The following is a 1249-nucleotide window of genomic DNA, read 5'->3' as shown; positions in this document are numbered from 1 at the left end:
GCCGCCGCCGGGCAGCGGGGCGATCTTGTCGACGTAGCCCTCGTTCTGCTCCAGCAGCCGGGTCTTGCCCACCCCGGCCTCGCCGCCCACCAGCACGGCCTGCGGCGCGCCGGCACCGGCGCGCTCCAGCGCGGCGCCGAGGGCGCGCAGCTCGGCGGACCGGCCGACGAGCACGGGGCTCACGCACGAGATCGTCACAGATGTGAGCATCGCACAGCGCTACGACACGGGGGCAGCCCCGCGGCGCCGCGGCCCCGGTCGGCCGGGGCGGGGGACCGGAACAGGGCGGGGGCGGGGGCGCAGACGACGAGAGCGCCCGACCCGCTGTGCGCGGGTGGGCGCTCCGAAGGTCCCGGTCCGGCGGGGGCCGGAGTCCGGTCCGGGCGGCGGCCGCTCAGGAGGGCAGCGGCCGGCCGCCCGGGGTTCTCAGGTCCTTCAGGCGGGGTCTCGGCGCCCCGCCGCCCGGGCCGCACTCTGCTCCGCCGCACGGTCGGCCGCCTCACGCGGCCTTCACCCAGCGGGCCAGCACGCGCGCCCGGCGGGCTTCGCGGCGCTGCTCCCGGCGGGCGGCGGTGGCCTCGCGGGCGAGCCGGTACTGCGCTGCCTCGCGGCGCAGGTCGGCGGAGCGGGACTCGTGCATCTGGTACGCGAACATCTCGTTCTCCCTGGCGTTTCGGCTGGTCTCCTGCTGTCGTGACTCCAGCTTCGTCGCCAAGGGGGGTCCGCCACATCGGGAGACTTCCGCATCTCCGGGCCCCCGTCGCCTTACCCGGGGCCGCTGTCCGCCCGTATATGCCTAAGGCCCCCGCGGATGTGCGGCCGCGGGGGCCTTAGACGTGCTTACGCGGGCTTAGCCGCCCTGCTCAGGCGCGCTCAGGCCGGCTCAGGCCCGCCCCGGCCAGCCCGCCTCGGCGTCTTCGAAGAGGCGCAGGCGGTGTGCGGTGGCGGCGGCCTCGCCGCGGCCGGAGACGCCCAGCTTGGCCATCAGGTTGGACACGTGCACGCTCGCCGTCTTCGGCGAGATGAACAGCTCCTCGGCGATCTGCCGGTTGCTGCGCCCCGCCGTCACCAGCTTCAGCACCTCCTGCTCCCGCGACGTCAGCCCCAGCGCCCGGACCGGGTCCGCCGGCGCCGGGTCGGGGCCGGCGCCCAGGGGCAGGCGGGCGCGGGAGGCGAGGGCGGTGACCGCCGTGCGCAGGGGGGTGGCGCCGGGGGCGACGGCCGTCGCGTGGGCGTCGGCGAGCAGGCT

At 77.5% G+C, this 1249-nt stretch carries 3 protein-coding genes; all 3 read right to left on the bottom strand.

The features are described 5' to 3' along the window. Positions 1 to 174: ATP-binding protein (locus ABD317_RS37040; protein WP_425582538.1), on the bottom strand; the 174-nt coding region annotated here is incomplete at its 3' end. Positions 175 to 499: 325 nt separating this feature from the next. Further along, on the bottom strand, positions 500 to 715 hold the full coding sequence (locus ABD317_RS37035; RefSeq protein WP_158691795.1) for a hypothetical protein: 216 nt from the start codon (positions 713 to 715) through the stop codon (positions 500 to 502). 168 nt (positions 716 to 883) lie between these two features. Beyond that, a partial coding sequence (locus tag ABD317_RS37030; protein WP_344296475.1) for a helix-turn-helix domain-containing protein occupies positions 884 to 1249 on the bottom strand: 366 nt, incomplete at its 5' end.

Source organism: Streptomyces synnematoformans (assembly GCF_039531005.1).
In the GTDB taxonomy this organism is placed as follows: Bacteria; Actinomycetota; Actinomycetes; order Streptomycetales; family Streptomycetaceae; genus Streptomyces; species Streptomyces synnematoformans.
Note: the sequence above shows the minus strand (reverse complement) of the source record. Positions and strands in the feature narration are given on the sequence as shown.